This is a genomic window from Amycolatopsis australiensis (genome assembly GCF_900119165.1).
Lineage (GTDB): Bacteria > Actinomycetota > Actinomycetes > Mycobacteriales > Pseudonocardiaceae > Amycolatopsis > Amycolatopsis australiensis.
The window spans coordinates 4,371,956-4,397,027 of the sequence record NZ_FPJG01000006.1; the positions used below are offsets into that span (position 1 = coordinate 4,371,956).

24 protein-coding genes are annotated in these 25,072 nt (G+C 74.4%); 12 read left to right on the top strand and 12 right to left on the bottom strand.

Translation table 11 applies throughout. The annotated features are described in order from the left end of the window. Positions 1-3 precede the first annotated feature (3 nt). Together BT341_RS21770 and BT341_RS21775 are read left to right on the top strand one after the other, a co-directional pair. Positions 4-1,263, top strand: coding sequence for an adenosylmethionine--8-amino-7-oxononanoate transaminase (locus tag BT341_RS21770; protein ID WP_072478044.1), 1,260 nt, complete (start codon positions 4-6; stop codon positions 1,261-1,263). Continuing rightward, a complete protein-coding gene (locus BT341_RS21775; protein ID WP_072478045.1) occupies positions 1,260-2,399 on the top strand; it encodes an 8-amino-7-oxononanoate synthase in 1,140 nt (379 codons plus the stop codon). The genes BT341_RS21770 and BT341_RS21775 overlap by 4 nt, the downstream gene beginning before the upstream one ends. Before the next feature lie 8 nt (positions 2,400-2,407). Here BT341_RS21775 and BT341_RS21780 read toward each other — a convergent pair whose 3' ends face one another. After that, a complete protein-coding gene (locus BT341_RS21780) occupies positions 2,408-3,049 on the bottom strand; it encodes an MBL fold metallo-hydrolase (RefSeq protein WP_072478046.1) in 642 nt (213 codons plus the stop codon). 80 nt (positions 3,050-3,129) lie between these two features. On the opposite strand from BT341_RS21780, the gene BT341_RS21785 reads away from it, so the two are divergent. Continuing rightward, complete coding sequence (locus BT341_RS21785) at positions 3,130-3,552, top strand: MarR family winged helix-turn-helix transcriptional regulator (RefSeq protein WP_072478047.1); 423 nt, start codon at positions 3,130-3,132, stop codon at positions 3,550-3,552. 43 nt (positions 3,553-3,595) lie between these two features. On the opposite strand, the gene BT341_RS21790 is transcribed toward BT341_RS21785, so the two are convergent. Continuing rightward, positions 3,596-4,942, bottom strand: a complete 1,347-nt coding sequence (locus BT341_RS21790) for a glycoside hydrolase family 6 protein (protein WP_072478048.1) — start codon at positions 4,940-4,942, stop codon at positions 3,596-3,598. 566 nt (positions 4,943-5,508) lie between these two features. Further along, the gene (locus tag BT341_RS21795) at positions 5,509-6,411 is read right to left on the bottom strand and encodes an AraC family transcriptional regulator (protein WP_072478049.1); all 903 of its coding nucleotides are present in this window, start codon (positions 6,409-6,411) and stop codon (positions 5,509-5,511) included. 95 nt (positions 6,412-6,506) lie between these two features. Here BT341_RS21795 and BT341_RS21800 point away from each other — a divergent pair, with 95 nt between their 5' ends. After that, on the top strand, positions 6,507-7,418 hold the full coding sequence (locus BT341_RS21800) for an MBL fold metallo-hydrolase (protein WP_072478050.1): 912 nt from the start codon (positions 6,507-6,509) through the stop codon (positions 7,416-7,418). Between the two features lie 5 nt (positions 7,419-7,423). Here BT341_RS21800 and BT341_RS21805 read toward each other — a convergent pair whose 3' ends face one another. After that, positions 7,424-8,002, bottom strand: coding sequence for a TetR/AcrR family transcriptional regulator (locus BT341_RS21805; RefSeq protein WP_072478051.1), 579 nt, complete (start codon positions 8,000-8,002; stop codon positions 7,424-7,426). 83 nt (positions 8,003-8,085) lie between these two features. Here BT341_RS21805 and BT341_RS21810 point away from each other — a divergent pair, with 83 nt between their 5' ends. Further along, positions 8,086-8,967 (top strand): SDR family oxidoreductase, encoded by an 882-nt coding sequence (locus BT341_RS21810; protein ID WP_072478052.1) that lies wholly within the window; start codon positions 8,086-8,088, stop codon positions 8,965-8,967. Positions 8,968-9,077: 110 nt separating this feature from the next. Further along, positions 9,078-11,663, top strand: coding sequence for a caspase, EACC1-associated type (locus tag BT341_RS21820; RefSeq protein WP_084742957.1), 2,586 nt, complete (start codon positions 9,078-9,080; stop codon positions 11,661-11,663). A 7-nt stretch (positions 11,664-11,670) separates the two neighbouring features. Here BT341_RS21820 and BT341_RS21825 read toward each other — a convergent pair whose 3' ends face one another. Then, positions 11,671-13,098, bottom strand: coding sequence for an NsdA family TPR-like regulatory protein (locus BT341_RS21825; RefSeq protein ID WP_084742958.1), 1,428 nt, complete (start codon positions 13,096-13,098; stop codon positions 11,671-11,673). Positions 13,099-13,332: 234 nt separating this feature from the next. Between BT341_RS21825 and BT341_RS45445 the strand changes: the two genes are divergently transcribed. Both BT341_RS45445 and BT341_RS21830 read left to right on the top strand, forming a co-directional pair. Continuing rightward, positions 13,333-13,476, top strand: a complete 144-nt coding sequence (locus tag BT341_RS45445) for a hypothetical protein (RefSeq protein WP_177328875.1) — start codon at positions 13,333-13,335, stop codon at positions 13,474-13,476. After that, on the top strand, positions 13,473-13,769 hold the full coding sequence (locus BT341_RS21830) for a hypothetical protein (protein ID WP_072478055.1): 297 nt from the start codon (positions 13,473-13,475) through the stop codon (positions 13,767-13,769). The genes BT341_RS45445 and BT341_RS21830 overlap by 4 nt, the downstream gene beginning before the upstream one ends. Before the next feature lies 1 nt (position 13,770). Here BT341_RS21830 and BT341_RS21835 read toward each other — a convergent pair whose 3' ends face one another. The 6 genes from BT341_RS21835 to BT341_RS21860 form a co-directional block, all read right to left on the bottom strand. Next, positions 13,771-14,988 (bottom strand): ABC transporter permease, encoded by a 1,218-nt coding sequence (locus tag BT341_RS21835; RefSeq protein ID WP_072478056.1) that lies wholly within the window; start codon positions 14,986-14,988, stop codon positions 13,771-13,773. Further along, positions 14,985-15,665: an ABC transporter ATP-binding protein gene (locus BT341_RS21840; protein WP_072478057.1), complete on the bottom strand. Its 681-nt coding sequence runs from the start codon at positions 15,663-15,665 to the stop codon at positions 14,985-14,987. Before BT341_RS21840 ends, BT341_RS21835 begins: the two co-directional genes overlap by 4 nt. Then, complete coding sequence (locus BT341_RS21845; protein WP_072478058.1) at positions 15,662-17,017, bottom strand: peptidoglycan-binding protein; 1,356 nt, start codon at positions 17,015-17,017, stop codon at positions 15,662-15,664. The genes BT341_RS21840 and BT341_RS21845 overlap by 4 nt, the downstream gene beginning before the upstream one ends. Further along, entirely contained in the window at positions 17,010-17,933 is a 924-nt protein-coding gene (locus BT341_RS21850; RefSeq protein WP_072478059.1) for a hypothetical protein, read from the bottom strand. Before BT341_RS21850 ends, BT341_RS21845 begins: the two co-directional genes overlap by 8 nt. Positions 17,934-18,066: 133 nt before the next feature. Further along, complete coding sequence (locus tag BT341_RS21855) at positions 18,067-18,366, bottom strand: hypothetical protein (RefSeq protein WP_084742959.1); 300 nt, start codon at positions 18,364-18,366, stop codon at positions 18,067-18,069. Between the two features lie 409 nt (positions 18,367-18,775). Beyond that, positions 18,776-19,225 carry a hypothetical protein gene (locus BT341_RS21860; RefSeq protein ID WP_072478061.1) on the bottom strand — a complete coding sequence of 150 codons (450 nt, stop codon included), beginning with the start codon at positions 19,223-19,225 and terminating at the stop codon, positions 18,776-18,778. Between the two features lie 243 nt (positions 19,226-19,468). Between BT341_RS21860 and BT341_RS21865 the strand changes: the two genes are divergently transcribed. Both BT341_RS21865 and BT341_RS46580 read left to right on the top strand, forming a co-directional pair. Next, positions 19,469-21,430 (top strand): BTAD domain-containing putative transcriptional regulator, encoded by a 1,962-nt coding sequence (locus BT341_RS21865; protein ID WP_245805050.1) that lies wholly within the window; start codon positions 19,469-19,471, stop codon positions 21,428-21,430. Further along, positions 21,403-22,188: a hypothetical protein gene (locus BT341_RS46580; RefSeq protein ID WP_245805051.1), complete on the top strand. Its 786-nt coding sequence runs from the start codon at positions 21,403-21,405 to the stop codon at positions 22,186-22,188. The genes BT341_RS21865 and BT341_RS46580 overlap by 28 nt, the downstream gene beginning before the upstream one ends. Here the strand turns inward: BT341_RS46580 and BT341_RS21870 are convergent. After that, positions 22,172-23,014 carry a TIGR03620 family F420-dependent LLM class oxidoreductase gene (locus BT341_RS21870; protein WP_072478062.1) on the bottom strand — a complete coding sequence of 281 codons (843 nt, stop codon included), beginning with the start codon at positions 23,012-23,014 and terminating at the stop codon, positions 22,172-22,174. The two genes, BT341_RS46580 and BT341_RS21870, sit on opposite strands and share 17 nt — an antisense overlap. A 90-nt stretch (positions 23,015-23,104) precedes the next feature. On the opposite strand from BT341_RS21870, the gene BT341_RS21875 reads away from it, so the two are divergent. Next, positions 23,105-23,947, top strand: a complete 843-nt coding sequence (locus BT341_RS21875) for a LysR family transcriptional regulator (protein WP_072478063.1) — start codon at positions 23,105-23,107, stop codon at positions 23,945-23,947. A 134-nt stretch (positions 23,948-24,081) separates the two neighbouring features. Continuing rightward, positions 24,082-24,903, top strand: coding sequence for a hypothetical protein (locus BT341_RS21880; protein ID WP_072478064.1), 822 nt, complete (start codon positions 24,082-24,084; stop codon positions 24,901-24,903). Positions 24,904-25,072: the final 169 nt, after the last annotated feature.

Sequence of the window (25,072 nt, forward strand, 5' to 3'; positions counted from 1 at the left end):
CCGATGACGCCGGACCAGCTCCTCGCCTTCGACCGCGAGCACCTGTGGCACCCGTACACCTCGATGACCGCCCCGGCGCCGACCCGGCTGGTCACCGGCGCCGCCGGCAGCCGGATCACCCTCGACGGCGTCGGTGCCGTCGTGGACGGGATGGCGTCGTGGTGGTCGGCCATCCACGGCTACCGGCACCCGGCGCTCGACGACGCGGCACGCCGCCAGCTCGGCAAGATGGCGCACGTGATGTTCGGCGGCCTCACCCACGAGCCTGCCGTCGAGCTGGCCGCGCGGCTGGTCGAGCTCACCCCCGCCGGCCTCGAGCACGTCTTCCTCGCCGACTCCGGGTCGGTGAGCGTCGAGGTGGCGATGAAGATGGCGATGCAGTACCAGCGCGGCGCCGGCCGTCCCGAGCGGTCCCGGTTCCTCACGGTCCGGGGCGGCTACCACGGGGACACGTTCGACTGCATGAGCGTCTGCGATCCCGAGGGTGGCATGCACACGATGTGGTCCGGCGTGCTGCCACAGCAGGTGTTCGGCGAGCGTCCGCCGCGGCTCGACGAGGACGTCGACGCCTGGGCCGCGGGGTTCCGCACGCTCGCGGCCGAGCACGCCGGGCGGCTCGCGGGGCTGATCGTGGAGCCGCTGCTGCAGGGCGCCGGCGGCATGCACCCCTACTCCGCGCGCTGCCTGCCGGTGTTCCGCGAGGTCGCCGACGAGCACGGCCTGGTGCTGATCTTCGACGAGATCGCCACCGGGTTCGGCCGCACCGGAACCCTGTTCGCCGCCGAAGCCGCCGACGTGGTGCCGGACGTGCTGTGCGTCGGGAAGGCCCTCACGGGCGGCTATCTGTCGCTGGCCGCCGTGCTGGCGACGACGGACGTCGCGCGCGGGTTGTCCGCGAGCGAGTCCGGTGTTCTCATGCACGGCCCCACGTTCATGGGAAACCCGCTGGCCTGCGCGGTCGCGTCGGCGAGCCTCGACCTGCTGTCCACAGGGGACTGGGCGGCCGACGTGCGCCGGATCAACACGGGATTGCAGGCACTGCACGAAATCGAGGCCGCCGATGTGCGCGTGCTCGGTGCGGTGGGCGTGGTCCAGCTCGACCACGAGGTCGACGTCGTCAAGGCCACGGAAGCGGCGCTGGCGCACGGCGTGTGGCTGCGCCCGTTCCGCGACCTGATCTACACGATGCCGCCGTACGTGTGCACCGACGACGACGTCGCCCGGGTCTGCGGGGCGATCGCGGCCGCGGCGGCGGTCGCATGAGCGGCTGGGCGGAGTGGTTCGCGGCGCAGCGGGCCGCGCGGGAGACGGCCGGCCTCCAGCGCGCGCTGCGGCCGCGGGCGGCCGGCGACGACCTGATCGACCTGGCCAACAACGACTACCTGGGCTTGAGCGGCCGCCCCGAGGTCCGGCGGGCGGCGGCCGGCGCCGCCCTCCGGTGGGGTGCCGGCGCGGGTGCGTCCCGCCTGGTCACCGGCACGACGACGCTGCACGCGGAACTGGAGCGTGAACTGGCCGGGTTCACCGGCCGCCCGGCCGCGCTGGTGTTCTCGACCGGCTACCACGCCAACCTCTCGGCGGTGTCCGCGCTGGCGGACCGGGAGACGCTGATCGTGTCGGACGCGCATGTCCACGCCTCCCTGATCGACGCCGCGCGGCTGTCCCGGGCGACGATCCGCGTGGTCGCCCACAACGACGTCGCCGCGGTCCGTGACGCGCTGTCCGCGGCGGGCGGCCGGCGCGCGCTGGTGCTCACCGAGTCGGTCTTCTCGGTGCTCGGTGACGCCGCACCGGTGGACGACCTCGCCGCGGCGTGCGCCGAGCACGACGCCCTGCTCGTCGTCGACGAGGCACACGGGCTCGGCGTGCTCGGCGACGGCGGCCGCGGCCTGCTGCACAGCCGCGGTCTCGGCGGCCACCCGAACGTGGTGATGACCGCGACGCTGTCCAAGTCGTTCGGCGCCATGGGCGGCGCGGTCCTCGGCTCACCGGCGCTGATCGACCACCTCGTCAACCGCGCGCGGCCGTTCATCTTCGACACGGGCCTGGCGCCGGCGGCCACCGCGGGAGCGCTCGCGGCGCTGCGCGTGCTGCGGGCCGAGCCCGGCCTGCCGGCCCGCATCCACGAGCGCGGTGCCGCGCTGGCCGACCGGCTCGGCGTCCCGCGCTCGGCGGGCGCGGTGCTGTCGGTGCCGATGCCGTCCCCGCAGCGGGCCGTGGCGGCCCAGGCGGAAGCCCTCGCGGCGGGTGTGCGCGTCGGCTGTTTCCGACCCCCTTCGGTGCCGGACGGCATTTCCCGGCTCCGGATCACCACCCACGTGGGCCTCGACGACGCGCGCTGGGCGCACGCCGTCGACGTCGTGGCGCGGGTCGTCGAGAGCCGGCCGGCCCTGGTCTGATCCGGCGGTCAGCCGACGTCCGCCGACGCGCCGGGGGCCAGCCGCACGTAGGGACTGCCGGTGCCGGGGCCGTTGCCGCCCAGCAGGCCGCCGACCATCGCGCCGCCGACGTCGTTGAGGGCCCCGTCGTGGACGCCGACGACCTGGCGCGGGGCCACTTCCCGCACGTAGTCGATCAGCTGGCCGGTGGTGGACCAGGGGCCGTGGACGGGCAGCAGCAGGGTGTCGACGGCGGTGTCCGGGACGGTGAGGGCGTCGCCGGGATGGAACAGGGCGCCGCCGACCAGGAAGCCGATGTTGGGCACGCGCGGGATGTCGGGGTGGATGACCGCGTGCCAGGTGCCGTGGACGCGCACTTCGAGACCGGCCGCGGTGAAGACCTCTCCTTCGCCGACGACGGTGACGCGCGCGCCGAGGTCGGCGAGGTCCGCGCCGACGGCGGTGTTCGTCCAGACGTGCAGGCGGGGGTTCTGCTGGAGAGCCTGGCGCAGGGTGTCCGCGGAGTAGTGGTCGAAGTGCTCGTGGGTGATCAGGACGGCGTCGGCGCCGTCGAGCGCGCGGGGGTCGGTCAGCCCGCCCGGGTCGATGACCAGGCGGTGCCCGGCGGATTCGACGCGGACGCAGGCGTGCCCGAACTTGGTGAGCTGCACGGTGAACCTCCGGAAATATACAACCAAATTGTACAACTAGACTGTACAACTTGGCTGCGCGCAGGAGGTAGGCTGGGGAGGTGGACGACACACTGGCGGAAGAGCTGCGCCAAGCGATCGGGACGCTGGTCCGCGCGGTGCGCGCGGTCGACACCATGCCGGGCGGCGAGGCCGCCATCCTGGGTTACCTGGACCGCGACGGCCCGCAGACCACGGCGGAGCTGGCCCAGCGGCGGATGGTGAGCCACCAGTCGGCGGCGAAGTCGGTCAAGGAACTGCTCGGCGCCGGCCTGGTGCGCGCCGAGCCGCATCCCGGCGACGGCCGCAAGGTGCTGCTGGCGATCACCGACGCGGGCCGGACCCGCCTGGGCCGGGAACGAACCCGGCGCGCGACATCCCTGCACGAGGCGATCGACGAGACACTCACGGCGGCGGAGCAGCGAAAGCTGCGTGACTGCGTACCCCTGCTCACCCGGCTCAGCGCGCACCTGACGGGCCGATGACGGTGCGGGCCGTGGTCGCCACGGCCCGCACCGTCCGGGTTGATCAGGAGCAGGAAGTCCCGTTGAGGGCCGGCGACGCGAACGGTGGCGTGCCGCCGTTGTAGCTCGCGTTGTACCCGATCGTCGTCGACGCGCCGGTGGCCAGGTTTCCGTTCCACGACGCGCTGTCCACCTTGACCGTGTCGCCCGTGTCGGTCCAGGTTCCGTTCCAGCCCTGGCTGACCGTGACGCCCGGGGCCGAGAACGTCAGCGTCCAGTGGTCCAGCGGGCCCGCCAGGTTCTGGATGACGATCTCGCCCGTGTAGCCCGTCGGCCACGAGCTGACCACCCGGTGCGTGACCTTGCAGCTCCCGGACGGCTGCGGGGTGGTCGTGATCGGCGTCGTGGGTGTCGTGGTTGTCGTCGGCGTGGTGGGTGTGGTCGGTGCCGTGGGCGTGGTGGTCTGGACCGGGCCCGCCGCGATCGCGAGGTCGTAGGCCCGCTGGGGCACGAACTGGCCCGCCGCGGCGATGCAGCCGTCCGCTTCGCCCGGCGGCTTGACCCAGAGGAACGCGGCGATCTGGCTGTCGCCGGTCTGGTCGGTGCTCGGCGTGCCGATCGCGCGGCCGGCCGGGTCGCACCACTCGCTGCCCTGCGGGCCGTTGCCGTTGCGGCTCGTGTCGACCACGGCCTTCAGTCGCCCGTCGCCGAGCTGGCCGAGGATCGCCTTGTCGTAGGACACCTCGTCCGAGGTCGCGCGGTAGTTGGACACGTTGGTGGAGAAGCCGTCCGCGCTGTTCGAGACGTCGGCGGCGCGCAGCCGGGCGGCGGCGTCGCCCGGCGACAGCCACGCCGAGTGCCCGATGTCGAAGTACACCTTGGCCTGGGCCGAGCCGGCCTTGAGTTTCTTGCCCGCGTAGGCGATCGAGGCGGTCGTCTGGCTTTGCTGGTCGCTGCTCTGGCAGCTCGTCATGAGCGCGAGCACGTCGGGTTCGAGCACGATGGCCGCTGGCCGGCCGGCCAGGCCCGCCGCGACCTGGTCGATCCACGCGCGGTAGGCGTCGTGGGACGGCGCGCCGCCGCTGCTCGCCCCGCCGCAGTCGCGGTTCGGGATGTCGTAGACGACCATGATCGGGATCTTCCCGGCGGCGGCCGCCGCGCCGACGTAGGAGTCGACTTCGCCGCGCACGGTCGAGGTGTTCGTGGTGGTGAACCACCGCGCCTGCGGCACCGCGGCGATGCGGTCGCGGATGACCGCGGCGCGCGAGTCGCCGGGGTTCGCCGCGACCCACTGGGCCGCGTTGGTGCCCGGATCGACGTAGAACACCGACCCGGTGGCTTGCGTGCCGGCCCACGTCGTCGTGACGACGACGCCGCTCGCGGCCAGCGCGGCGAGCGCACCGGCGGCCACTGTCCTGCTTCGCATGGAACGTTCTCCTTAACAGCTGGGTGGCGCTTCGGACTCGGCTGGGAGCGCTCCCAGTGCCCCGGGACTGTAGCCGGGGAAGCGAGACGGGGAAAGGGGCCGTTCCGGTGTCTGCGTCGTGCCGCCGGCCGTCGGCGCGCTCACGACGAGCGTGTGTTCTTCCAGCCGGTCGCCGTCCAGGTGATGCCGTGAACGCGTTCTCGTTCGGCACGAGCAGCCAGACGTCGTTGCTTTCGTTGCAGTTGTCGTAGAAGAAGGCGCCCGCGGTGTAGTTGTCGGTGACAGCCGCGAAGATGCCGGTGTCGACTTCGGGCCGTCCGCGACGGCCGCCGGATCCTTGCCGGCACCCAAATGCTCAGCAGAATGGCGCCGCCGCCGACGATGGCCGGCAAGATCTGGCGGGGCACCGAAGAAACGACGGAACGTCGACCCCGGCGGCCGCTCCCAGGCACCGCGGCGCGCTGGTGCGATTCTTCCAGGTTCCGGGCCTGCGGTGGGAAGACCCGGTTTCCGGAATCAATTCCTCGCCCCCGGGCAGGCCCGGGTGCCCGTCACGTACCGGCGGGTTTCGCACTCCCGCGCGAGAGGTCCTCGCGGTAACGTCCGGGGGCGACGCCGAATTCGCGCTTGAACGCGTGCGAGAACGCGAACGGCGAGGCGTACCCGACCCGGCGGGCGACGGCCGCCAGGCCGAGGTCGGTGTCGTGCAGCAGGCGGGCCGCGAGCGTCATGCGCCAGTGCGTCAGGTACGTCATCGGCGCCTGGCCGACCAGTTCCGTGAACTTCCGGGTGAGCGTGGTGCGGGAGAGACCGGCTTCCGCGGCCAGGTCTTCGATGCGCCACGGGCGGTCCGGCGCGCCGTGCATCGCTTCCAGCACCGCGGTGACGGCCTGGTCCCGGAGCGCGCGCGGCCAGCCCAGGTCCGCGTGGTCGTCGAACCAGGCGCGGATCAGGTAGACGAGCAGGAGGTCCAGCAGGCCGGCGAGCGCCGCGTCCCGGCCCGGGCGCCGGGTCGTCGTCTCCGCGGCCAGGAGGTCGAGCGCGGCGCGCAGGCGGGCGTGGCCGCCGGTGTGCGTCGGCAGGTGCACCACGGCCGGGAGCGTGGCCAGCAGCGGATGCGTCCGCCGCCGGTCCAGCCGGTACTTCCCGCACAGCATCTCGATCGTGCCCGCCGGATCCGGCACCGCCGTCTCGAACGGCACGGGGCGGGCCGCGCGCCGCGCCTCCGACAGCACGTGCTCCTGCCCGGCGGGCAGGAGCACCGCGTCGCCGGGGCCGAGCTGCACCGGGTCCCGGCCGGGCATGAGCAGCCAGCCCGAACCGCGCAGCAGCACGTGGAAACCGGCGCCGTCGTACGGCGCGAACCGGTACGACCACGGAGAGCCGACGCGCATCCGGTTCGCCGAGGGGCGCCCGGTCCGCATGACCCCGATGATGTCGCTGAGCAAGTCCACCTCATGCATGCTACTCCCACGCGATGGTACGAACGCGTATGTGATCGGGCCGATCGATCATTCAACGACCCACCAGATCGGCTTAGCGTGGAGTCATGAGTGATTTCACGATCGGTGCCGTCGAAGTGACGAAGGTGCCCGAATGGACCGGCGAGATCGCGGCGGCGCGGTTCATCGTCCCCGACAGCACGCCCGAGATCTGGCGGGACAACGAAGCCTGGCTCGCGCCCGACCACTGGAACCCGGCGACGGACGCCTACCACGGGGCCGTGCAGACGTGGGTGCTGCGCAGCGAGGGCAAGACAGTACTCGTGGACACCGGGGTGGGCAACGGCCGCGACCGGCCGCAGATCCCGCTGTTCGACCACCTCGACACGGACTTCCCCGACCGGCTCGCCGCGGCCGGGGTCCGGCCGGAGGACGTGGACGTCGTCGTCAACACGCACATCCACTACGACCACGTCGGCTGGAACACCCTCGGCGGCGCCCACGGCTGGGAACCGGCCTTCCCGAACGCGACCTACCTCATCCCGGCGGTCGACCAGCGCTACTTCGCGCCCGAAAACGCCGGCCGCCGCCCGGTGCCCCGCAACGACCACGAACGCTTGCGGCGCAAGGGAAGCCTGCTCGTCTACGCCGACAGCATCGCGCCGGTGCTCGGCCGGGCGACGCTGTGGGAGGACTCGTACCGGCTGGACGCCGACCTGACGCTCGAACCGGCGCCCGGGCACACGCCGGGGTCGTCGGTGCTGCGCGTGCGTTCGGGCGGCGACAAGGCGGTTTTCGTGGGCGACATCCTGCACAGCCCGGTGCAGATCCTGGAGCCGTCGTGGAACAGCTGCTTCTGCGAGGACCGTCCCCAGGCGGCGGCGACCCGCCGCCGGCTGCTGGAGCAGGCGGCGGACGAGCGGGAGATCGTGGTGCCCGCGCATTTCGCGGGCGCGGGCGCGCTGGAGGTCAAGCGGGACGGGAGCCGGTTCAAAGTGGACCGCTGGGTCGGCGCCTGAGCACGTCAGCCCAGCGACGCCGTCGCCGCGCGCAGATCCTGCAGGGCGGCCAGCGCGTACGGAGCCAGCCCTCGTCGGTCGTCGCGGTCGGCTTCCGACCACTGGGTGTAGCCGCGCTTGAACGCGAGCACGCCCAGTTCCGCGGCCAGGTGCGCGGTCGCGTCCGGGACGCCGCGGGCGGTGAGGGCCGCGGTCATCGCCGCCGCGAGCCCGACGTTCTTGAGGGCGTCGCGCTCCTGCAGTTCGGTGCTGGCCGCCACCGCCGCTTTCAGGCGGGGGCCCAGCTCGCGGTTCGCCGGCCCCATGGCGCCCGACGCGCGTTCGAGGCCGGCCGCGACCGCTTCGAGCGGGCTCGCGTCCGCCGGTGCCTCGGCGATGCCCTCGGCGAGCAGCCGGCTCAGGGTCTCCTGGCCGGCGACCAGCAGCTCCCGCTTGTCGGCGAAGTGCCGGAAGAACGTGCTCTTCGTGACGCCCGCGCGTTCGGCGATCTGCGCGACGGTGGTGGCGTCGTAGCCCTGCTCGGTGAACAGGTCGACGGCCGCGACGACGAGCCGCTGGGTGGTCTCGGGTTGCCATCGGGCCATGCCGCCATCATAGGTGATGGGACAAAGGTCCCGTCGATGTGTAAGGTGATGGGACAAAGGTCGCATCACTTCGGGAGCATCGCATGCAGGTTTTCGTCACCGGCGGTACCGGCACCATCGGCTCGGCGGTCGTCGCCGAGCTGCTCGACGGCGGGCACACCGTGCTCGCGTTGGCCCGCTCGGACAAGTCCGCGCAGGCCCTCACCGACGCCGGCGCCCGGGTGCTGCGCGGGCAGCTGGCCGATCTCGACGTCCTGCGGGCCGGGGCCGCGCAGTCCGACGGCGTGATCAGCCTGGCGTTCGGCAGTGACTACAGCACCGCGGACGCGCTCGCGCGGTCGATCGCCGAGGAAAGCGCGGCCATGGCCGCGCTGGGCGAGGAACTCGCCGGCAGCGACCGCCCGATCGTCACCGTGTCGGGCACGCCGTGGGTGCCGGGCCGCGCCGCCACGGAGTCCGACCCGCTGCCCACCGACGGCCCGGTCGGCGGCCGCGGCCGGTCGGTCAACGCGCTGCTGGACATGGCGTCCCGCGGAGTCCGTGCGACGGCGGTCCGCATGCCCCGCACGGTGCACAACGAGGGCAAGGGCGGGTTCGCGGGGCTGCTGACGGAGCAGGCGCGCCGAACGGGCGTGGCGGGTTACCCGGGCGACGGCACGCAGCGCTGGCCGGCGGTTCACGCCCGCGACGCGGCGGTGCTGTTCCGGCTGGCACTGGAGTCGGCGCCGGCGGGAACGTCCTGGCACGCGGTGGCCGACGAGGGTGACCAGGTCCACGCCATCGCGGCCGTCATCGGGCGGCGCCTCGGCCTGCCGGTCGAGCCGGTGCCGCCGGAGAACTTCGGGCCGTTCGGCCCCATTTTCGCCATGGACCAGCCTGCTTCCAGTGCCCGCACCCGCGAGGTCCTCGGCTGGCGGCCCACCCACCCGAGCCTGCTGGAAGACCTGGAGAACATCCGGCCGTGAGCCTTCGCCGCCGGGCGCGCGCCTGATCGGCCGGCTTCCACCACGGCTCGCCGGCCGTGTGCTCGGCGTCGGCGACGTGCGGCACCTCCCGGATGCACGTCGCTCCCCGCGTGACGACCGGCGGCGCCCTGGCGCGGCTCGGGGGCCGCCGGGCGCTAGAGTTGCTCGTCCCGCAGGAATGCCTCGATCAGTTTTTGATCACGGCCACTGCGGGCGCCGGTGATTTCCAGCGATCGGCCGTCCTTGCGGATGATCAAGGAACGGTCTTTCGCCCGGCCGACCCAATCGCGCAGGGTGCGGCCGAGGATGATCAGCACTGGGGAGGAGCTGAGGGTGACGACGAGGGACAACGTCGAGGCGTCGACCCCTTTCGCGCCTTCGGGCGGCGTCCGGCCGGGGCCGAATTCGACCGAATCCACGTCGAGCCCGAGCAGTTCCTCGCGCAGTTGCCGGAGCTGCTCGTCGGCGAGCGCGGGATCGTCTTCGACGACTGTCACCGAAATGTCCGTCACGCTCCGCACGATATCCCACGCGCGGGTGTTCCGGTGACGCCTGGCGGCCGGCGCCTGGCCCTGCTCGTCGCCACCGGCGAGTACGCCGACCCGGGCCTGAAGCCGTTGCGGGGACCGGTGAAGGAAGCCGGCGAACTGGCGCGGTTGCTGGCGGATCCGGACATCGGCGGCTTCGAAGTGCAGGTCGTCGCGGACGGGTCCAGCCAGCAGCTCCGGGTGGCCATCGGCCGGTTCTTCACCGAGGCCACCCGGCACGACCTGCTGGTGCTGCATATTTCGGGCCACGGCGTCAAGGACACCCGCGGCCGGCTCCACTTCGCGGGCACCGACACCAGGCTCGACCTGCTGAACGCCACCGGCGTCCCGGCGGAATTCGTCCGCGACGAGGTCGACCGCAGCCCGGCGCGGCAGGTGGTGTTGTGGCTCGACTGCTGTTTCAGCGGCGCATTCCCCGCCGGGCACGTCCCCAAATCGGGACGCCGGGTCGACGTGGTGGACCAGCTGTCGGCGAAATCGGGCCGTGGATGCCTGGTGATGACGGCCTCGACCCACCTCGAGCACGCATTCGAGACGGGAACCGGCCATTCCCCGATCGGCCCGGAGGTTCCGTCGATCTTCACCGAAGCGATCATTTCGGGATTGCGAAGCGGCGACGCGGACCTGGACGCGGACGGCCGCATCGAGGCGGCCGAGCTGTACAACTACGTCTACGAACGAGTCCGTTCCAGGACGCCCCACCAGACCCCGACGCGGAACGACCGGGGCAGCGGGCCGGTGTACCTGGCGCACAGCCGCAAGGGGCTGTCGTTGCCGCATGGGTTGGACCCGGACCTGCGGGCGGCGCTGCTCAGCAAGCGGGACAGCCTCCGGAGCGAGGCGTGGAAGATCCTGCGCGGGTCGGCGGCGGCCGGTGACCCCACGGCCATCGAGACGTTGCGGAGGCTGGAGAGCGACGAGCGCGCCCGGCTGCTGGCGCCGGAGCCTGCCGGGCCGGAGCCGCCCGCGCTGGAGCCGGCCGGATCGGGGCTGGCCGGGCCGGGGCTGGCTGGGCCGGGGCTGGCTGGGCTGGAGCCGGCCGGATCGGGGCTGGCCGGGCCGGGGCTGGCTGGGCTGGAGCCGGCCGGATCGGGGCTGGCCGGGCCGGGGCTGGCTGGGCTGGAGCCGGCCGGATCGGGGCTGGCCGGGCCGGGGCTGGCTGGGCTGGAGCCGGCCGGATCGGGGCTGGCCGGGCCGGGGCTGGCTGGGCCGGAGCCGGCCGGATCGGGGCTGGCCGCGCTGGAATCGGCTGGATCGGGGGCGGTCGCGGTGGAGTCAGCCGGATCGGAGCCGGTCGAACCTGAGCCGGCTGGGCCTGGCCGAGACAAGGCGCCCGCCGAGTCGGCGGTGGCCGCGCCTGAGCCGGTCCAACCGGGGCCGGTCCAACCGGGGCCAGCCCTGCCCGGGCCGGCCGGGCCGCAGCCGGCCGTGCCCGAACCGGGCGGGCCGGCCGGCCGGCCGACCTCCGCCGACCTCAGCCGAGCCGCGACCGCCTTGGTCGGCCTGCCTTCCCCGCCGGCCAAACGTCCTCGATGGCTGCCCGGCCGCCGGCCTGACCTGCAGCGAGAACTCGACCAGCTCCACAAAGCGACCAAGCCCCCGATCCTCGGCACCCGTCGCAAAGCCCGGCTGATCGCACGCAGCGCGTTACTGATCGCAGCACTCCTAGGCGCCGCCGGGATGATCGGGCTCAGCCTGTACCTGTCCGCCGACGACGGCCCCGTCGTCCCCGAGAACGGTTACGAGCTGACCTGGGCGGCCGGCGGCACCCCGGACGGGCAGACCGCCGGCGCGACCGTCGACCGGCACGTGCCCGTCACGCTCGGCTCCCCGACCGACCGGCCCGAGCTGGCCATGACCCTCCGGGCGCACGGAACCCCGCCGTCCGGCCCGTATCTGCGAGGCACCGTGAGCGTCGACGAAAAAGCCAAGCTGTGCGGCCCGGTGACCATCCTCCTCGGAACCGGCAAGGCTCTCGTCACGCTGCACGTCGGAATGGGCGCCGGCACCAGCGTCGCCGTGCCGTCGTCGATCGGGCCCCTCGCGGGCAGCGACCGGATCTCCATCACGATCGACCCCTCGGCCGCGACCGCTCCGCCGTGCGGTGCCGTGACCCTGAACTTCGACAACTTCGTCGTGACCGGCTGACGACCCGTCACCGCAGCACCGGATGCGCACGGATCCGGTCGGCGAGTTCGCGCGCTTCCCGGGAACTTCGGAAGGGCGGGCTGTCGAGCGTCTCGCAGATGCCGGACAGCCGCGTGGCCAGGTGGGCGACGCCGGCGGTGGCGGACGTCCCGATCACCGGGTCGAGCGCGACGTCGGCCGCGTCCAGCTCCCGCAGGGCCAGGTACCCGTCGGTCATCTCCAGCCGGGTCGACGCCTCGCCGCCGTACCGGCGGGTGCGCTCGGCTTCCGACGCGTACAGGCGCAGGGCACGCTCGGCGGCTTCGACCGCCAGCACCGGCTTGCCCACCTGCACCCAGGCACCGGCGTTGCAGAAGGACTGCCGCGCCTCGTCGAACCCGAACTCGCCGCCGACGACGTCGTGCAGCTCGTCGGGCTCGGTCGCCTGCTCCCGGGCCCGGTGGCCCATGCCGATCACCCGCTGGGTCTCGCGGACGTCACCGAGGTGCGCCCACGCCCGGCTTTCGATGTTGCACAGCCGCACGAAACCCGTGCCCTGCCGCAGGTGCTCGCGGCCGGCCTCGGCCAGCTGCGCCGCCTCCCGCGGGTTGCCCGACCAGAACGCGATGAGCGCCTGCGTGCCGCGCAGCCACGCCTTGAGTCCATTGTGGCCGATGATCTCCGCGTAGACCCACGCGGCGCGCGACTGCTCGGCGGCCGCGCCGTAACAGCCCAGCTCCATGCTGGCGCTCGCGAGCAGCCCGCACGTCTGGCCGGCCAGCAGGTACAGGTGCGTCTGCTGGGCCGGGTGCGCGCGCCGCCGCAGCAGCTGGAAGACGCGGTCGCGCACGCGGACGAGCTCGCCGAAGATCTCGGCCGGCTGCAGGTGCATGGCCGTGCGCGCGAGCTGGACGACGTCGTGGTCCAGCTGCTCGAGCGTGATCGCGCCGACCTCGGTGACCTCGGCGAGCTCGGCGTGCGCCCCGGACGCGTGGGCGGCGGCGCGGACCGCGGCGGCGCTGAGACCGCCGGCCTCGGGTTGCGGGGCGGCGGGCTCCGCCGCCGGAAGCTGGTCGAGCACCAGCCGCTCGGACTCGGGCAGCAGCGGCAGCTCGTCGTCGGCGAGCAGAGCGCGGGGCACGGTGCCGTAGACCCGGGCGAGCAGGGCGAGCACGTGCACGGTCGGGCGGATGCCCCGCTGCGGCCACGCCTCGTATTCGCTGATCCGCTTGCCGGTCATCGGTGCCCGGCCGTCGCCGAGCAGGTCGTTGCAGCGGGCCGCGACCGCCGTCTGCGACAGGCCGTGGGTGTAGCGCCAAGCCTGACGCGGGTTGAACTGCCAGCGGCCGGCCATCTCGGCCGCGATCCGGGCGGGGTCGCAGCCGGCGGCGAGCAGCTGGTGCCGCAGCCGTTCACGGTCCGGTTTGCTCCCGGGCTTCGCTCCGCTGGTTCCCATGATGCCGCTCCGAGACCGAATGGGGTGACCGCCGACGGGCCACCGTAGCGCATCACGGCTTTCCGGCGCAGCACGGCGATTTTCTCCGGCGGGCGCGGGCGAAAATCCGGCGGAAACTCCCGTCCGGCGGGAATCCGCCGGTCCGGTCCGGTCCGGGATGCTGGTCCGCCGTACCGAGCCCCGTGGAGGATCCGTGTCCCGTCGTCGCGACACCGCCGGCCCGTGGAGCCGGTCATGACCGTGCGCTGGGTCGAAAACGCCCGCGGCGGCCGGGCCCCGCGCGACCGCACGCCGTCGACGCCGGACGCGCTCGCCCGCGCGGCCGCACCGGCGTCCGGAACGGCCCGGCAGGCCACGGCCGGGCGGGACCGCCGGTGACGAGCGTCGAGGCCGGGTTGCGGTCGCTGGTCGCCCGCGGGTTCCGGTTCCAGCACATCGCCGACCGGCAGGGCGAGCTGACCATCATCGTCGGCACGTACGGCTGGCCGGGGTGCTGCGACCGCATCGAGATCCACGGCGAACACGAGGCATCGGCGGTCCGCACGAGCGCCGAGACGGTGGCGTGGAGCCAGGACGGCGACACGCTGTCGGTGATCGCGGCCCTGCTCGAGCTGCCACCACCGGCGGAGCCGTCCTTTGTGGACAGCGCAGGCCGCGCCGGCTCGCCGTGACTCAGCCGCGCAGCGCCTCCACCGGCTCGATCGACGCCGCCCGCATCGCCGGGTAGGCCCCGGCCAGCAGGCCGACCACCGCGCCGACCAGCGGGGCCGGGAACACCGCCAGCGGGTCGAGGACCGCCGTCCAGTCACGGGCCAGTGCCACGAACACCACCGTCAGCACGCCGATGCTGGCGCCCGCCAGCCCGCCGAGCAGGCCCAGCACCCCGGACTCGGCCACGAACTGCACGGCGATGTGCCGCCGCCGCGCCCCGAGCGCCCGGCGCAGGCCGATCTCCGCCGCCCGTTCCATCACCGAGACCAGTGTCGTGTTCGCGATCCCGACGGCGCCGATCACCAGCGCCAGCCCGGCCAGCAGCAGGAACAGGCTGTCGACGTCGGCCGTGACGCTGTCGCGCAGCGTCCGCGGGTCGGGCGGGGCCGCCGCCGAAAGCAGCTGCGGGGCGTCCGGGCGCAGCGCGAGCGGCAGCTGGCCCGCCACCAGCTGCGCACTGCCCAGCCGGGTCTCGACCAGCATCTTCGCCGGGTCGTCCGGCGACGGCACGCCGTAGCGCGCCACCGCCGTGCCCGCCGGGATCAGCACGCCGAGCCCGGCCTGCGGCAGGCGCTGCGGGGTGCCGACGATTCCGATCACCGTGTACGCGTCGTTCCCGACGAACACCGCGGGCTGCGAATCCAGCCTGCTGATCCCGAGCTGGGCCGCGGCGGCCGCGCCGAGCAGCGCCACGCGTTCGGCGCGCCGCTCGTGGAACTCGTCGAACAGCGCGCCCGCGGTCACCGGCGTGTGCGCCGCCCGCAACGCGCCGGGGGAGACCGCGTAGACGTCGAGCCCGCGGGCGTCCCGCGCGGCGGGCAGGGCCCGGGCGCTCACCTGCGTGCCCGGCGGCACGGGCACCTTCCAGTACCGGCCCGCGTCGACGACGCCGTTCAGCGCCCGCGCCCGCTGGTCGGCGTCGGCCGGGAAGTCCAGCACGGGCTCCACCGTGCGGGTCTTCGCGCCGGCGTCGGTGACGGTGACCTCGGTGGCCGACAGCACCGTGAACCGGGCGCTGATCTGCCCCGCCGAAGTCGCGGTGAAACCGAGGATCGCCACCAGCGACGCCGTGCCCACGACCGTGCCGAGCATCGTCAGCAGCGAGCGGGCCGGCCGCTGGAGCAGCCCGGCCAGCGCCTCCGCGGCGAGGTCCTTGCCGGCGAACGCCGAACGCTTCACCGCCCGCGCTCCCGGAGCCTGCCGTCGGAGATTTCGACGACCCGCCCGGCGCGGGCGGCCACCACCGGGTCGTGCGTGATCAGCACGATGGTCAGCCCGTCGGCGTGCAGCCCGCCGAACAGGTCCAGCACCGTCCGCGTCGTCGCCGTGTCGAGGTTGCCGGTCGGCTCGTCGCACAGCAGCAGCCGGGGCCGGTTCACCAGCGCCCTGGCCACCGCCACCCGCTGCCGCTCGCCACCGGACATCGTGGTCGGCAGCGCGTCCAGGCGGTGCGCGAGCCCGACGCGTTCGAGTGCTTCGCGGGCGAGCCCGGCCCGCCGCGCCCGCGGGGTGCGGTTGTAGAGCATGGCGAGTTCGACGTTCTCCGTCGCGGTCCGGTGGGCCAGCAGGTGGAAGGCCTGGAAGACGAACCCGATCGCGGTGCCGCGCAGGGTGGTCCGGTCGGCGTCCGGAAGCGCCGCCACGTCCCGGCCGTCCAGCTCGTAGACGCCCTCGGTCGGCGCGTCGAGCAGCCCGAGCAGGTGCAGCAGCGTCGACTTGCCCGACCCCGACGGGCCGACCACCGCGACGTACTCGCCGCCGTGCACGACGAGGTCCGCCGGGTGCAGCGCGTGCACCGGCGGCGTGCCGGGGTAGGTCCGCCGCACGCCGCGCAGCGCGATCACCGGAGCCGTCACCGGCCGACCACCACCCGGTCGCCTTCCGCCAGCCCGCCCCCGACCGGCTCGACCTCGACCAGCCCGGCACCGGACTTGCCCGCGCGGACCTCGACGGTGCGCTGGGTGCCGCCGGGCGCCGCGACGACGACGTGGGTGCGCCCGTCCGCCGACGACGTGATCGCGGCCGACGGCACGGCGAGCACCGGGCCCGCGGTCTGGGCGAACTTCAGCGTCAGCCGGACGTCCTGGCCGATCAGGCCGGCGTCGAGCGGCTGGTCCGGGACGATCGTCACGGGCACAAAGGACTGGCCGGACGCCTGCCCCTGCGTCTGGTTCTGCTGCGCGCCCTGCTTCGCGTCTTCCTGCGCCTGGCCGACCTCGGTGACCTTCCCGGTGCCGTGGAACCCGGTGACCTCGGCGTCGATGTCGGCCGTCGCGCCGGGCCGCACCAGCGTCCGGTCCGCCGGGTCGAGCCGGCCCGCCACCACCAGCTGCCCCGACGACAGCGTGACCAGCGGGGCTTCGACCGGCGCGCCGACCTTCCCGCCGAACTTCGTGACCCGCGCCGGGAACGACGGCAGGAACACGACTTCGGCCAGTGGCACCATCGGCCCGGTGCGGGCCCGCAGGTCGGCCAGCCGGTTCCGGGCCGTGGTGAGGTCGGCCTGCGCGTCGGCGGCGGCGTTCGGCGGCCCGCCCGCCTTCGCGTCGCGCAGCCGGCGCTCGGCCTGGGTGACGGCGTCCTCGGCCGCCTGCAGCGCCGTCTCGTCCTGGCCGGTGGCCCCACCGGTGCTGGGGGCGCTGAAGCCGAGCCGGCGGTAATAGTCGGTGACGGCGCGTTTCGTCGCCGCGCCGAAGACGCCGTCCGCGTCGCCCGCCGACGGGAAACCCAGCTCCCGCAACGCCTGGCGCAGCTGGGCGACGTCCTTGCCGCTGTCGCCGGGGCGCAGGTCGCGGTAGGCCGGCTCGCTGCCGTGCAGGGCGGTGAGCGGACGTCCGGCGACCTCGGCGATGACGGTGCCGGCGCCGACCAGGTCGCCCGCCTGCGTGCGCACGGCGGTGACCAGCGGCTTGGCGCCCGCCGCGGGCTCGCCGCCGCCGGTGGGCGCGGGCGTCACCTCGACGTCCTGGGCGCCGGCCACCGTGCCGCGCAGGACCACGGTGGCCCCGACGACCTGCCGCGTCACCGGCGCGGTGAGCACCGACGGCGCCACCGGGGCCTGCTCAGCGGCGACCTGGGCGGGCGACCTCACGAACGCGGCGCCCAGCACGCCGCCGACGGTCAGCAGCGCCAGCCCGCCTGCCGCCAGGAGCAGGACCCGGCGACGGCGGCGCAGCACGCTGCCGCCCGGGACCGGATCGTCAGCCACCGGCCGCGACGATCTGCTCGGCGTTCTTCAGCACGCCCTGCCAGGCGTCCTGCAGCTGCTTCAACGCGGGCGCGTTCTGCTCGACCAGCGTCTGCTGGTACCCGGTCTGCACGGCGAGCCAGATGCCGGCGAGGTTGGTCCGCGCCTTGCAGTTCACGTCGGCGACCGCGGTCGCGATCTCCGCAGCCGACGGCGGCGACGGCCACTTCTGCCGCCGCGGCTCGGCCGGCGAGCGGTACGAGAACCCGGAATCCGCCATGCAGGCGCTCCACGCGCTCAGCGCGGCGACCACCCGGCTGTCGCCCTGGGTCCGCTCGCTCGCCTGGCCGGCCAGCCGCCCGGGCAGCTCCTTGTCGAGCTTGTCGTACTCCGGGGCGCTGACCACCGCCGTGCTCAGGCAGCCGTCCGAGCCCGAGGTGTCGGGCGGCAGGAAGCCGTAGAGCGCCTTGACCCACGCCGCGCCGTGGTCCTGCACGAGCTTGTCCAGCGTCGGGATGCGGCCCTGTTCGGCGGCCACCTGGATGCTGCCGCCGCCGGGCGGCGAATACCCGGATTCGCGCGCGGCCTTGAGGTCGTTGAGCCCGTAGTCGGGCAGCGGCGCGTTCTGCTGCGCGGCGCCGCCTCCGCCGCCGTCCGCCGGCTGGTAGGGGAATCCCTTGTCGCGCATGCACTTCGTGATGAGGATCGCGTTCGCCTTTTCGAGCGTCTCCCGGTGGCCCTTGGCCAGCCCGAGGTACGGGTCGAGCGGCAGGTGCACCTCGGCGGCGGACGCGGGTGCCGGTGGGGGGTTCGCCGGGATGGCGGGTTCGGGCAGCGCCGCGGCGGCGCCCGGGTCGCCCGCGGGCGGCGCCGAGCACGCGGTGCCCAGGACCAGAAGCGCCCCCAGGACCGGAAAGAGAACCGAAAATCGCTTCATGCGGCTTCACGCTACCACTCGGGGAAAGGGCCGGGAACGGAATACGTCGACGGGCTCCGGGGCGGGCGCGGGCCCGTCCCGGAAACCGTTCTGCGTTCAGCGCGATTCCCGCCGGGAATCGCCGGGTGAATCGTCAGAAGCTGCAGCCGCCGCCGTCGACGCTGAGGTAGTCACCGCGGCTCCAGCCGATGACGTGCGTGCTGTCGTTGCGGTGGTAGCCCCAGTAGTAGCCGTCGCTGGCCAGCTGGGCGACGGTGGTGCATTCGCCCTGCCCGGGGTAGCCGAGGCCGTTGACGGAGCCGGACACCGGGGCCGAGCGGATGCGGATGCCGCTGCCCAGGTAGTCGCCGTGCCAGCCGGCCGAGGCGACGCCGGTGCCGATCATGAGGAACGCGGCCGCCGCCGCGCCCACCGTGACAATGGTTTTGCGCATGGTTTCGATATCCCCATCTCGAATAGCAATCGTTACGCGGCGGGCGCGGCGGTGGATCCGTGCCGGTGCTCGCCGCCCGTCGACTTCCATCGCGCCGTCGAGCGTCCATCACCCCCTCAGGTTCGCGGCTCGACGCCTGAACCGGGGGAGGAGTGCTCCGGGAAATCGCGGAAGTTTCGGCGAACCCGGGTGCGTGCTACGGATTTCGTGGCATTTCCGCGCGAATTCCCCAACGCGTGTCCGCCGAATCCGTCGCCGGAAAACCCTCCCCGCCGGGAAACATAGCGCAGAATCGGGCCATCCGGTCACGATCCCGGCACCGCGGGGCCAGGTTCACCCCATCGGCGGAGCCGCGCCGGTGGCCGGGAAGTCGTTGCACGGCAAGGGTTACCGGCCACGGGAACGAATTTCAGCGCCGGCCGGGCGCGGGCAGGCCGGCCGCGGTCAGCGCTGCCCAGAGCGGCCGCGCGTCGAACCGCCGGACGCCGAGCCCGTCGACGAACCGGCAGCCGAACCCGGCGGCGTCGAGGGTGGTGGCCCGGCCCCGGGTGTCGACGAACCGGAGTTGGTAGGCGGGCCCCATTTCGGCGGTGCAGGCGACGTCCGGCGGCGGAGCGGGCAGCGAGCAAGCGGCGGCGGCGACCTTGCGGATCGCGCCGGGGTCGGTGCTCCGGGCTTCCCCCGGCGCGCGCCCGGACGCGATGGGCGGCGGCGAGTAGCAGGGACCCAGGACGACAAGCTCCCGCGGCTCGTAGGAGGGCGAGCAGAGCGCCTCCCCGCTTTCGGGCACCTGCCGGTCGCGTCCGCAGCCGACGGCACCGAGCAGGAGCAGCACGCAGGCGACGGCCGGGATTCGCATGCCTTCCGGACGGAACCACCCGGCCGTCCGGTTGCATCGGCGCCCCGGGCCGATCCCCGGTGGCGGGCGCGACCCCCCAACGGCGCGCCCGCCACCGGGAGCCCCCCGCCTTCCCCCGCTTTCGCCGTGCCCCTAGGGTTCCGGACGCCGTCCTCGTTTCGTCCTCGCGCCGGCATCCGCGCTTCACCTGCGCGTTTCCGAGCGGGACGGGTGGGGGCGCGGCCGGGTGGACGAGGGGCAGCGATGAGGTTCCGGATTCTCGGGACGCTGGAAGTGGAAGCGCCCGGGGGCCGGGTCACCCTGGCGAGCCCGCGTCAGCAGCGCGCGCTCGCCGCGCTCCTGCTCAATCCCGGCTCGGTCGTCCCCGTCGAGCGGATGATCGACGCGCTCTGGGCGGACGAGCCGCCGGCCACCGCCGTCAAGCAGGTGCGCAACTGCGTCTCCGCGCTGCGGGCACGGCTCGGCGACGCCGGGGCGGCGATCGTCACCGACGGGCCCGGGTACCGCCTGCGCGTCGGCGACGGCGATCTCGACTCCCTCGTCTTCCGCCGCCACGTCACGGCCGCGCGTGCGCTCGCCGGGCAGGGGAAGCTCGTCGACGCCGTCGAAGAGATCCGGGCCGGGCTCGCCCTGTGGCGTGGCCCGGCGCTGGACGGGTTGCGGGCGACGACGCTGGCCGGCCGGGCCGCCCTGCTCGACGAGCAGCGCGCCGACGCCGTCGAGCTGGGCGCCGGATGGCAGCTGCGGCTCGGCGAAACCGGTGAGGTCGTGCGCGAGCTGACCGCGTTCTGCGCCGAGCACCCGACGCGCGAGCTGGCCCACCTGCTCCTGATGCGCGCCCTCGCGAAGGAAGGCCGCTACGCCGAGGCCTCGACGCTCTTCCACGGCCTGCGCCGCCGGCTGGCCGACGAGCTGGGCGTCGACCCGAACCCCGACCTGCGGCGCCGCCACGAAGAGATCCTCGCCGAGGCCCCGCCCGAAGCGACGGCCGACGGTGGCGATACGACGGCCGGAACCGAGCCGGAGCGCCACTTCGGGCGCGCGGTCACCGAACTGGCCGAAGCCGTCACCTGGCAATGGCGGGCCGAAGCGGAGCTGCGCTCGCAGCACCGGCCGCGGCCGATCGCGCTGCGCTGGTCCGCCGTCCCGCGCCCGGGACAGCCGCCGCTGCGGGGCGACCTCGGCGACGTCGCCGGGACGTTCGCCGCCTTGCCCGTGCCGCAGCTGGTCGTGCTCGGTGATCCCGGGTCCGGCAAGTCCGTGCTCGCCCTGATGCTGACGCTGCAGCTGCTGCGCACCCGCGCCCCGGACGGCCCGGTGCCGGTCCTGCTGTCCCTGGCCTCCTGGGACCCGCGGCGGGAACACCTCGACCGGTGGCCGGCCGGCCGGCTCGCCGACGACCACCCGGCCCTGCGCAACGCCCGCGAGTACGGCCGCGACGCCCCCACCCGGCTCGTCCTCGGCGGCCACGTCCTCCCGGTCCTCGACGGTCTCGACGAGATGCCCGCCGACCTGCGCGCCGCGGCGCTCGACGCACTGGACCAGACGATGGCGGTGGGCCGGTCGCTGGTGCTGACCTGCCGGTCCGCCGAGTACGAGCAGGTGACGCGCGAATCCGGGCCGGTGCTCGGCGCCGCCACGGTGGTGCGGCTCGAGCCCGTCACGCGGCAGGAAGCGCTCACCTACCTGTCCGCGCGCGAGGGCGCCGGACGCAACCGCTGGCTACCGGTGGCCGAGCGGCTGCGCCGGGAGCCGGACGCGCCGCTGGCCCGGGTGCTGCGGACGCCGCTGATGGTCGACCTCGCGCGAAGCGCTTACCGCCGTCCGGGTACGGACCCCGCGGAGCTGCTGGGGTCCGAAGACGCGGGCGCGATCGAAGGGCGGCTGCTCGACTCGTTCGTGCCCCACGCCTGCGCGCGTGTCCCGGAGCCGCCGGGGCGGAACCCGAAGACCAACCAGCCCGTCGGGGCGGTACACCGCGGCGCAGGCCGTCCGCTGGCTGGGTTTCCTGGCCCGGCACCTGGAGCGGGCGCGCAGCCGCGACCCGGCCTGGTGGCAGCTGTACCGCGCGGTGCCCGTCCGTACCCGGGCCGGGCTGGTGGGCCCTGCTGGTCGCGGCGTTCTTCGTCGCCACCGGCTGGGTCGACGACGGGCCGGCGCCGGCCGCGATCTACGGCTTGTCGTTCGGCGGCGCCGCCTTCCTGACGCACCGCTTCGGGCGCCCGCCCGAGCCGCTGCGCACGGAAGTCCGCTTCGCCGGGGCCGCGCGGAAGTTCGCCGGCCGGTTCGCCGCCGGCGCCGCCGCCGGCGTCCTGCTCGGGCTGGGCTGGTCGCTGGCCGCGGGCCTGGTCGTCCTGCTGGCGCTGGTGTTCGGGCTGGTGTTCGCGGTGCACGTGTGGCTGGCGAAGCCGGTCGCCGCCAGCCGCGTGTCCAGCCCGGGGACGATCCTGCGCAACGAGCGGACCGGCGCGGTCGCGCTGGCCGTGTCGTTCATGGTGTTGCTGGGCCTGTTCGACGGGATGGCGTTCGCGTTCACCGCCCAGACGCGGTTCCTGCCGGTGCTGGGCGGCCGCTACGACCTGGCGCTGGCCGTCGCGGCCGGGCCGGCGGGCGCGCTGTTCGGGTTCTTCATGGCCCGCGGCGTCGCCGCGGTGTGCTACGGGCTGGCGGGCGCGATCGCCGGCGGCCAGGTGTTCCCGCCGGCGACGGACCCGGTGCTGCCGTTCGTGGTGGGCGTGTGCTTCGGCGGCGGCATCGGGCTGGCGGTGCTGGTGACGCGCGCCCGGGGCAGCTACTTCGTCCACCACGCGTGGCTCGCCGTGACGGGCCGCCTGCCGTGGCGTCTGATGCACTTCCTGGACGACGCCCACCGCCGCGGCGTCCTGCGGCAGGCCGGTGGCGTGTACCAGTTCCGCCACGCCAGCGTGCAGGAGCGGCTGGCGGAGGTCACGTCCGGGTCGTGACGGCGTGCACCGCTGCCGCGACCACGCGGAGCGTGGCCATCGGGTCGTCGCCGAGCGGGTAGACGCCGACGTGGTCCGCGCCGGCGTCCCGGTGGGCCAGCAGCCGCGCCGCGACGGTTTCCGGGTCGCCGTGGGCCACCAGTGCGTCGATGAGCCGGTCGCTGCCCGTGCCGGCGAGGTCGGCTTCGGTGAAGCCGAGCCGGCGGAGATTGCCCGCGTAGTTGGCCACGCCCAGCGCCGTCCCGGGCGGGGCGGACCGGGCCACCGCGCGGGCCCGCCCGGCGTCCGGCTCGACGAGCGCGAAGTGGCCGGGCAGCACGAGCTTGCCCGCGCCGAGGATCGCGCGCGCCCGGCGGGTGTGCTCCGGGGTCACCAGGCACGGGACGGTGCCGGCGGTCCGGTCGCGGGCCAGCCGCAGCATCCGCGGCCCGAGCGCGGCCACCACCACCCGCTCGGCCGGCACGCCCGCGCGGGTCAACTGGTCCACATAGGACAGCAGCGTGTCGTGGGGCGAGGCGTATTCGGCGTGGACCTCGCGGTGCCCGATGCCGACGCCCAGCAGGAACCGGCCGGGATGCCGGGCCTCGATGCGGTGGTAGGACGCGGCGACGGTGTCCGCGGCGGCGGTCCACACGTTCACCACGCTCGTCCCGACGGCCGGCCGGGTGGTGGCGTCGAGCACCCGCTCCGCGAGGCCGAGGTCGGCCGGCGGCGAGGCGTCCAGCCAGAGGGTGCCGTAGCCGGCCCGTTCCAGTTCCGCCGCGCGGCCGGGGGTGACTTCGTGCTCGCGCAGGTGGGCGCCGAGCAGGCCGAGATCGATCGTCATGCCCCGACTCCAGCACCGCGCCCGCCCGCGAACCAGCGTCAACGCCGACGCGCAGCGATACCCTGACGGCATCGTCACAGGGGAGGGCCGGTGGAACTACGGACGTTGCGGTACTTCGTCATGGTCGCCGACGAGCTGCACTTCGGCCGCGCCGCCGAGCGGCTGCACATCGCACAGCCCGCGGTGAGCAGGCAGATCGCGCGGCTCGAGCGCGAGCTGGGGGTCCGGCTGTTCGACCGCACGCCCCGACGGGTCGGGCTGACCGCGGCCGGGCACCGGGTGCTCGACGCCGCGCGGGAGGCGCTCGCGGCCGCCGACCGGGTCCGGGTCGTGGCGCGCGAACAGGCGGGCGTGCTGCGCATCGGCACGGGAACCGGGCAGTTCACCGCCCGCCTGGAACGCGGGATCGACGCGTTGCGCGAGCAGGCACCGGCGTTCGACGTCGTGCTCGTCGACCTGCCGCCGGCCGCGCGCCTGAACGCCCTGCGGCAGGGCGAACTCGATCTGGCGCTGGTGCGGGGCGTGCGGGCGGCACCGGGGGTGCGGGTGCTGCCGAGCTGGACCGAGCCGCTGTTCGCCGTCGTGTCCGCGCGGCACGCCGCCGCCGGGCGGGCCGCGGTCGGGGTCGCCGAGCTGGCCGGCGGGCCCCTGCGGGCCGCTCCGGACCCCGCGGTGGTCACGGCGCTGCAGGAGGCCGGCGTCGCGGTGGTGCCGGCACGCGGGGCCGCGACGGTCCAGGACACGATCGTCGAGGTCGGCTCCGACCCGCGCAGCTGGACGGTGCTGGCCGCCGACCAGGTGGCCGAGATCCGGTCCACCCGGGTGCGCGCGATCCCGCTGGACCCGCGGACGACGGTCACCGGCAGCGTGGCCGTCCCGGACGACCTGCCGCGTCCCTGCGCGGCGGCCCACCGGGCGGCGTTCGGCGACTGAGGTCACGGTCCGCGGTGGTTAGCCCGTGCGGGTTACCTCATCCGGCGGTCTGCCCGTCTTCCGGCGTCACGGCCGGCGACGAGCGAGGTCGCACCCCCGAGACGAGGACCGCGACGAGGAGCCGGGGAGGCGCAGTGGGCGATCGGAACCACGTCGACCGCGCCGTGAAGCGGCTTCGCAGCCGTTGGCGGATCGCGAGCATCACCAGCGGCTGGCGGTTCCCGAGTGACTGGGCGGTGCCCGAAGTGGACACCGTGTGCGGCTGCGCGCTCTTCGACGGCGACCTGACCGGCGCGCTGACCATCCTCGGCCGTTCGCGGGCCCGGACCGGCGCCGGGCTGGACGAGACCCTGTACGACGTCGCCGCGCTGCACGCGGTCCTGGAAAGTGGCTCGGACGCCGACGGGCTCGTGTCGGCCGATCCCCAGGCGACCCCGTCCGCGATGCTCCGCGCCACCGCGGTGGGCTGGGCGGACGTCGCGACCGCGGTTTCGGACGTCGCTACGACCGAGGCGCTCACCGGCCTGGCCACGGAGGCGTACCTGCGGACCCGGCTCGGTGAGGTGTACCGGCGCGCGGCACGCGGCGAGCGCGCCGGGGCGCCGGCACCGGTGCTGCTCGCGATCGGGGTCGACCTGTCCGGGGTGACGTGCTGGTACCGGCCGATGGCGATGGTCCTGGTCGCCGACGTCCTGCGCCGGGTCTTCGACGGCGGCGAGACCGCCGCGGCGCTCAGCCGGTCGACCGCGGTGATCCTCGCCGACCGCGACCCGGGCGTGGGGCACCGCATCCGGCACGCCCGCCGCCGGATCGCCGACCGGCTCGCCGCGGATCCGCAGCTGACCGCGGCGGCCCGGCCGCGGGTCCGGGTGCACCGGCTGCCGGACACGCTCGCCGCGGCGTACGACCTCCTGCACCACCTCGCCGGGCGAGAGGGCCGGGCGGACCACCGCTGAGTCCACCGTGGACAGTCCGAGGACGCCACGGAAAGTTAGCGCTAACATTCGACGGTCCGCGCTCTTTGGGCAGTACGGACGGGCGGCCCGGGAAAGAACCGCCGCCGGGAATGTGCGAGTGTTCAACGAGGAACATTCCGGCAGAGCAGTTTTGCGTGCCACGCCTGGT

What these genes read in the sequence shown, in the direction of transcription:
- BT341_RS21770 (WP_072478044.1), top strand. Translation starts at nt 4, where the DNA reads ATGACGCCGGACCAGCTCCTCGCCTTCGACCGCGAGCACCTGTGGCAC.
- BT341_RS21775 (WP_072478045.1), top strand. Translation starts at nt 1,260, where the DNA reads ATGAGCGGCTGGGCGGAGTGGTTCGCGGCGCAGCGGGCCGCGCGGGAG.
- BT341_RS21800 (WP_072478050.1), top strand. Translation starts at nt 6,507, where the DNA reads ATGAGTGATTTCACGATCGGTGCCGTCGAAGTGACGAAGGTGCCCGAA.
- BT341_RS21805 (WP_072478051.1), bottom strand. Translation starts at nt 8,002, where the DNA reads ATGGCCCGATGGCAACCCGAGACCACCCAGCGGCTCGTCGTCGCGGCC.
- BT341_RS21810 (WP_072478052.1), top strand. Translation starts at nt 8,086, where the DNA reads ATGCAGGTTTTCGTCACCGGCGGTACCGGCACCATCGGCTCGGCGGTC.
- BT341_RS21825 (WP_084742958.1), bottom strand. Translation starts at nt 13,098, where the DNA reads ATGGGAACCAGCGGAGCGAAGCCCGGGAGCAAACCGGACCGTGAACGG.
- BT341_RS45445 (WP_177328875.1), top strand. Translation starts at nt 13,333, where the DNA reads ATGACCGTGCGCTGGGTCGAAAACGCCCGCGGCGGCCGGGCCCCGCGC.
- BT341_RS21850 (WP_072478059.1), bottom strand. Translation starts at nt 17,933, where the DNA reads ATGAAGCGATTTTCGGTTCTCTTTCCGGTCCTGGGGGCGCTTCTGGTC.
- BT341_RS21855 (WP_084742959.1), bottom strand. Translation starts at nt 18,366, where the DNA reads ATGCGCAAAACCATTGTCACGGTGGGCGCGGCGGCGGCCGCGTTCCTC.
- BT341_RS21860 (WP_072478061.1), bottom strand. Translation starts at nt 19,225, where the DNA reads ATGCGAATCCCGGCCGTCGCCTGCGTGCTGCTCCTGCTCGGTGCCGTC.
- BT341_RS21865 (WP_245805050.1), top strand. Translation starts at nt 19,469, where the DNA reads ATGAGGTTCCGGATTCTCGGGACGCTGGAAGTGGAAGCGCCCGGGGGC.
- BT341_RS21870 (WP_072478062.1), bottom strand. Translation starts at nt 23,014, where the DNA reads ATGACGATCGATCTCGGCCTGCTCGGCGCCCACCTGCGCGAGCACGAA.